Source organism: Streptomyces sp. NPDC059816, from assembly GCF_042732055.1.
GTDB lineage: Bacteria > Actinomycetota > Actinomycetes > Streptomycetales > Streptomycetaceae > Streptomyces.
This window is the reverse complement of the sequence record NZ_JBHWIQ010000037.1, coordinates 1-5,922: the sequence shown is the minus strand read 5'-3', so window position 1 is coordinate 5,922 and position 5,922 is coordinate 1. Positions and strand designations below refer to the sequence as shown.

Sequence of the window (5,922 nt, the reverse complement as noted above, 5' to 3'; positions counted from 1 at the left end):
GGCACCTCGGCCACAAGGTACTCGTTCGGCAGCGACGGCCACGGCTTGTCCACGCGGACGCTGGTGACGCCGTGGCGGGTCAGTGCGTCGCGCAGGAGTGCGCCCATGTGCAGGTCGGTTCCGGGGTGGGTGCGGGTCAGTACGGTGGCCATGTGATCGCTCCTGGTTCGGTACGGCGGGGCGTTGCCCCTGCTGCCGGTGTCGGGGCGGGGTGACTCAGGGGGCTGTCGTCACCCCGCCCCGACACATGCAAACTATTATTTTCGTGCATCATATTCAATAAATGCTGTGCGGGGAGCCGTCCGAAGAATCCAGGCGGACACGGGGCGTGGGACATCAGCCCCAGGGCCACCGTTCCCTTCTTCCTGCCGCGTCGTTTTCAGGCCAGGTGCCCCGCGGGGGCCGTACTCGGCGGTGAAGGGCGCCTTCGGCCGCCTGGGCGGAGCCGAGGGTACGCGGAGCCTGCGCACAGACCGGGGTCCTCGAGGCCGGGCAGTCCGGGTTGGCGTCACCGGCGATCTTGGGTGGCGGCCTCGGCGGTGGCTTCGATGTCGGGCTCTCCGAAGCCGTGGTAGATGAGTCCGTCGCTTCCCTCGTAGGAGTCGAAGTCGGCGGGGTCGGGGCCGGGCGCGTCGGTGGCTGATCCGGTGCCCGCGCAGTGCGGGCAGTGCCCTTCGGGGTGGGTGAAGGCCCTGTGCTGGTCGGTGATGAGGACGGCGAGCATCCGCAGAAGGCCGGGGTGGACGTCGACGGTCGTTCCGGCGATGGTGACGGGCACGGGGCTGGTGTCGCTGGCCTCGGCCGGGATGGCGTGGGGGTGGCCGGTGTTCCAGGCATGCAGGGCGCGGGTGAACTCGGCGGCCGGGACGGTGTGCGGGGTGCCGGGCGCATCGGCGGCCACGGCCGGGGGCAAGGTCGGGTACTGGGCGCGGGCGACGGTGCCGGCGGGGATGATCGCCATGGGCCGGTTGCGCAGGACGATGGTGCACGGCTCGCCGTCCTCGGCGGGGGCAAGGCACACGTAGCGCCAGCCGGCGTCGGCGGTGCGGCCGTGGTCGGCGAGAGCCCAGCCGTCCATGGCGTTGCAGGCTTCACATCCGGTGCACGGACAGGCGGACAGGGGGTGCGGGGCGGCCGGGTAGGGGTCGGGGATGTGCTCGGCGGGGCGGGGGCCGCTGCCGGTGGCATCGGTGAACTCGGCAAGCAGGAGGTCGCCGGGGCCGACCTGGTGGGCGCGGCGGGCGACCGCGTCATCAAGCGTGAAACCGTGCGGGAGCGGCGGATAGTCGTCCGTGGTGGGCCGGTCGGGCAGGACGAGCGGGCCGGGGTGGTCGGCGAGGACCAGCGTGCGCATGACGGGGGCCTTTCTGGGGGGCCGGGCGCAGTGGCGCGGAGGCGGCGCGGACGAGGGGGTCAGTCGTCGAACACCGGGAGCAGATCGGTCGTGTCGGCGTCCGCGTCGAAGAGGATGTAGGCGCAGTCGTGGGCGCGTGCCAGCTGCACGATGGGCAGCAGTTCCTCGGGCCAGGCGTGTGTCCGGGCCAGGTCGGCGGCGCCCACCGGCGCGTACATCAGCCAGCCGTGTTCGAGGGGGTAACTCAGCACGCGCTCGATGGTGTTGAGGGCGTCGCGGGTGACCGGCGCCAGGTGCAGGGTGGACAGGTCGAGGAACGACCGGATGCGGTCGCGCATGCCCGCGGCGGACTCGGCGCGGGCGTGGGGGGCGACGGGGGTGCCGTGGGCGTTGCACTGGGCGCGGCGGGTGCCGTCCTGGGGGGTGTGGGCGACGCACAGGCCGTTGTCGGCGTCGGTGGGGTACTGGGTGATCGTGAATGCGGTGTGGTGGGTGGTGTCCAGCAGTGCGGCGGCGAGGAGTTCGCCGGTGTCGGTGCTGGTGCGGGTGGCGTAGACGCGGCCGGTGTCGACTGTGGTCAGGGGGTCGGGGTCGCTGGCTGCGGGGTCGACGGCGAGCCGGGTACTCGTTGAGGACGTCGAGGACGGTTTCGCGGTCGTCTTCTCCGGTGGCGTCGATGACGGCCTGGAGGATGGTCAGGTCGGGCACGGGGGCGCCTTTCGTGGCAGGCACCGGCGCCCGGGGCGCTGGGGGCGCCGGTGCGGGTGGGGGTGGTGAGCGGCAGGAGAGCGCGGTGTCGTCCACGGCGCAGCGCGAAGGCCGGGCAGGGCGCGCGCGGGGTGGGTCAGGCGGACAGGACGATGCGCATGTGCTCGTGGTGGCCGGGCTTCTCGAAGCGGGTGAGGCCGTCGAGGGCCCGCCCGATGTCCTCGAAGCGGTCGCGGTCGCGGAATCCGCCCTCGATGGGTTCGGCGCGTCCGCCGTACATGGCGGTCACCTGGGCGCCACGCCACCCGGGGCCGTCCTGGTAGTCGAACACCACGGCGTCCGGCCGCTGCTCGTCCTGGGCGAAGTGGCCGGTGAGCGCCCGGCGCAGCGCCGCCCACTTCCGCTTCGGCACTTCGTAGTTGCTCGGGGTGATGTCGCCGATGGGCCTGCCCTTCGAGCCCCAACCGCACCCGGTGCAGTACCACTGTCCCCGCCCGTTGTGGGCGCCGCAGACGGCGTTGGCACACTGCCACAGGTACCGGGCCGCGCGGGCGGCAGCGAGGATGTGGGGGACGGCTTCGCTGTCGGCTCGGTTGAGCAGCCGGTCGAGGACGATCAGGTCGTTGTCACGTGCAGACATGGGTCTCTCCGGGGTCAGGTCAGGAGGTGAGGGCGGGCGCAGCAGCGGGGAGAGCGGGCCGGCCCGGGGGCAGGGCGGGCGCTTCGACGGTTCGTCCAGGGCGGTGGCCTGTTCGCGGCGCAGGTCGTTGTAGGCGCCCCACTCGGGTATCCCGGGGTGCGACTCGTCGGCGACGAAGCGGGGTGCCATCCCCGCCCCCTCGGCGGCAATTGACGTTGATGGCGTTCTTCATTCAATGGAGAAGGCGCGCGTGCAGAGGCGTCGTCGCGTCTGCGCAGGGCTAGTCGGACTGGCGGGGCTACGGGACGCGGCGGTCCGCGATGAAGGAGGCCGCGTTGGTCGCCACGAACATGCCGCGCGAGCCTTTGGGGCCGACGGCCGACCACACGCCGCACCACTCGCCCGTGACCGCGTGGGGGACCGGCTCCAGCGTCCATTCGATGCCGTGCGCGGTGACGGTCACGACCCCGCCCTGCCGGGCAAAGGGCTCCAGCCCCTTCGCGCGCAGGGCCGCGACGAGCGGCGCCGACGGCTCGGGGGCTTTCAGCGGTACTTCGACGTTCCGCCGGACGGCGTTGGTGCCCTGGACGGTCCAGGCGTCCTCACGGAGCAGGGACAGACCCGACCACCGCCGCAGGTGCGAGCGCGAGACGTGTCCGGTGGCGTGGATGTCTGCGAGGTTGAGCACGGTCCCGGTCCAGGAGTGGACGACGTCGTCGTCGGTGTCGGTGTCGGTGTCGGTGGAATGGGGCGGGCACGGTGCGTCGAGCCGCACGCGCATTCCGTGCGCGCGGACGATGTCGCCCGCGCGGAGTTCGCCGGATGCCTTCGAGACGGTCGTGGTTACCGGGCGGAGGTCCTTCAGCGCGGGGGCGTCGCTGACCCCGTCCTCCCGCTCGACGCGTGCCACCACCTCTCCCCCGGCCGCCCACACGTCGCGTATCCGGCCTCGGCCGCCCGGCACGAACCGAGGGTCTTCCTCGGCGTCGACGATCCGGCCGTCGTACTCCACCAGATCACCCAGACCGAGCCCGGAGACGCCCACGGCGGCGCGGACATCCGTCGCAGAAAGCCGCCCTGCCGGGGCTGGCGAACGGCCAGGCACGTAGCCGGGGCGGGCGGCATCGACGTTCTCAGACATACGGAACTCCTTGGTCGGGGGCGGTCTAGGGGCAGGAGTTGCGGGCCGCGCAGCGAGTGCGGGTGAGCGGCGGGAAAAGGTGCCGGGCCGTGCCCGGCGTAGCGGCGTGGGCGCGGTGTTTCCAGCATCAGGGGGAGCCGGCGGGCGGGGATGACGACAAGGAGTTCGTCGGCGTTGTTGACCTGGCACACGGGGTCCAGTCCCCGTTCGCCGCGCGGCCAGACGGTGAGCGCGATCGGTTCGGTGAGGTAGGTGAACGGGTTCAGTCGCCGGGAACGGCACAGCTCGCACGGGCACGCCGGGTCGACAGGGCGCGGGCGGGCGGCGTACGGGAAGCACCCGTACGGGAGGTAGCTGACGACTGCTGCGGCGTGGCTCGGGTCGTATCCGCGGACCTGACCGAGCACGATGTCCCCGTGTTCCACCCGGTCGGCTCGGGCGATGCGCACGGTGGCCGGGTCGAAGGCGTACGGGTGGGTGTCGTCCGGACGGGCGGACAGGAGTACGGGGCGTGTGGTCGGGTCGAGGTCGAAGAACTGCGGCATGACGGCTTCCCTAAGAATGTGAAGCGGTCCGGGAGGACCGGGCGCGGCTATCGTCGTGCCGGGGTCTGCTGGTGCAGCCGTAGTTGCCATACGGCGTGCCGGACCGGGATGGGGCAAGAGGCGCTGTGGTCGCTGAGGTCGGGGACGACTTCACGGCGGACATCGGGCCGCTGGTCGGGTGTGCAGCGCTCCCGACACGTGATGGGGACCAGGTAGCCGTTCTCCCAGACGTTGACCGGCGCGTAAGAACTGTCCGGGCGGAGCGTGAGCATCTGCCTACCCGAACGGGTCACAACAAACCACCACGTCGAGGCGGTTGGGCGTTCAGGAGCGGTCAACGCATGGGCCACAGGAGTAGTCCTTCCAGAGGGCGGGGCGCGGCGGGGACGCCGCGCCCCAAGGCAGCGGGGGGCGTGCGGAGGCGGGTTCAGTCGGCGGTGTGGGCGGCGAGTTCGTCTAGCAGGCCGATGGTTTCGTCGGGGTCGGGGTGGTGGAGGCGGCGGGCCTGGTCGGCATCGAGTGCGAGGAGGCGCGAGGCGGTGGCGTGTATGGGGTGAGTGATGCCGTACGAGCCGATGGCGTGGGCGTGCCCGGGCACCGTGTGGAGCGTGTATCCGGCCAGATGGCAGACGATCGCTGCGGCGGTCAGGGTGACGCCGGCTGCGGCGGGGTCCTGGTCCTTGGACAGGCGGGCGAGTCCGAAGGGGTGAGCGCCCAGTCCGCGCTGGTCGTGAATGCCGGGGTGGGCGGTGATCCAGTCGAGGACCTGCTGGGCCAGCGTGCCTTGGTCGGCTGGGGACAGCAGACCCTGGGGCCAGGTGCCCTCGGAACGGGTGCGTTGTTCGCGGTGGCGGTCCTCGGCCAGGTGCCGAAGGGCCCGGCGGTCTAGGTCGGTGACGGCCGGGCAGTAGGCGTAGGTGCCCTGGTAACCGTCGTCGGTGAGGACCGCCTTGCCAGGCCCGCAGCCTGCGCCGGAGGCTGCGCACTGACGGGCGTGGACGACAACAGCCGCAGCGGTGTCAGCCTGCGCCGACGACAGGGAGCCGTTCGCCCGGTGGGCGAGATCGAACACCGGCGAGACCGAAATAGTGTCAGACATGAGGGGGCCCTTCTTGTAGGAACCGGAGGGTGCGGGGCGGAGCGACGGGGGGACTCACCACCCCATCTCGACACCTGCAAACTATGTTCTACGCCTACTTCATTCAATGCCGGCCCGCTCCCACTTCCCCCTCACCCGCGCAGGCCAGGAAGGGTTACGATGCCGCTCGGCCACAGCTCACGCACAGAGAGAAGGCGAGCACCTGCCCCGCCGCCCGCTTCCCTCCCTTCCTGCTGCCGCCCGCCGAGACGCCCGCCGCACCCCCGGTACGGCGCCGAGCAGGCGACCATCAGGGACAGGCACGTCCCTTGGGGGCGAGGCGAAAGACTTCCGGCGGGGTGAACAACTCACCGCGCGCCACCTGCTGAGCGAACATGAACAAGGGGCTGGCGCAGTTCCCGCGGGCGGCGTCCTCGGTGTCCGCGTTCCAGAACA

Annotated in this window: 7 protein-coding genes; 1 reads left to right on the top strand and 6 read right to left on the bottom strand. The window is 71.7% G+C overall.

Going from position 1 to position 5,922, the window contains the following annotated elements:
* Nucleotides 1-508 precede the first annotated feature (508 nt).
* Together ACFV88_RS32795 and ACFV88_RS32790 are read right to left on the bottom strand one after the other, a co-directional pair.
* Complete coding sequence (locus ACFV88_RS32795) at nt 509-1,354, bottom strand: hypothetical protein (RefSeq protein ID WP_385495766.1); 846 nt, start codon at nt 1,352-1,354, stop codon at nt 509-511.
* A 59-nt stretch (nt 1,355-1,413) separates the two neighbouring features.
* Complete coding sequence (locus ACFV88_RS32790; RefSeq protein WP_385495765.1) at nt 1,414-1,692, bottom strand: hypothetical protein; 279 nt, start codon at nt 1,690-1,692, stop codon at nt 1,414-1,416.
* Between ACFV88_RS32790 and ACFV88_RS32785 the strand changes: the two genes are divergently transcribed.
* Nucleotides 1,679-1,909: a hypothetical protein gene (locus tag ACFV88_RS32785; RefSeq protein WP_385495764.1), complete on the top strand. Its 231-nt coding sequence runs from the start codon at nt 1,679-1,681 to the stop codon at nt 1,907-1,909. The genes ACFV88_RS32790 and ACFV88_RS32785 overlap by 14 nt on opposite strands.
* Before the next feature lie 289 nt (nt 1,910-2,198).
* Here ACFV88_RS32785 and ACFV88_RS32780 read toward each other — a convergent pair whose 3' ends face one another.
* The 4 genes from ACFV88_RS32780 to ACFV88_RS32765 form a co-directional block, all read right to left on the bottom strand.
* A complete protein-coding gene (locus ACFV88_RS32780; protein WP_385495763.1) occupies nt 2,199-2,891 on the bottom strand; it encodes a hypothetical protein in 693 nt (230 codons plus the stop codon).
* 109 nt (nt 2,892-3,000) lie between these two features.
* Nucleotides 3,001-3,843: a hypothetical protein gene (locus ACFV88_RS32775; RefSeq protein ID WP_385495762.1), complete on the bottom strand. Its 843-nt coding sequence runs from the start codon at nt 3,841-3,843 to the stop codon at nt 3,001-3,003.
* A 592-nt stretch (nt 3,844-4,435) separates the two neighbouring features.
* Complete coding sequence (locus tag ACFV88_RS32770) at nt 4,436-4,660, bottom strand: hypothetical protein (RefSeq protein ID WP_385495761.1); 225 nt, start codon at nt 4,658-4,660, stop codon at nt 4,436-4,438.
* Between the two features lie 155 nt (nt 4,661-4,815).
* Nucleotides 4,816-5,487 (bottom strand): hypothetical protein, encoded by a 672-nt coding sequence (locus ACFV88_RS32765; RefSeq protein ID WP_385495760.1) that lies wholly within the window; start codon nt 5,485-5,487, stop codon nt 4,816-4,818.
* Nucleotides 5,488-5,922: the final 435 nt, after the last annotated feature.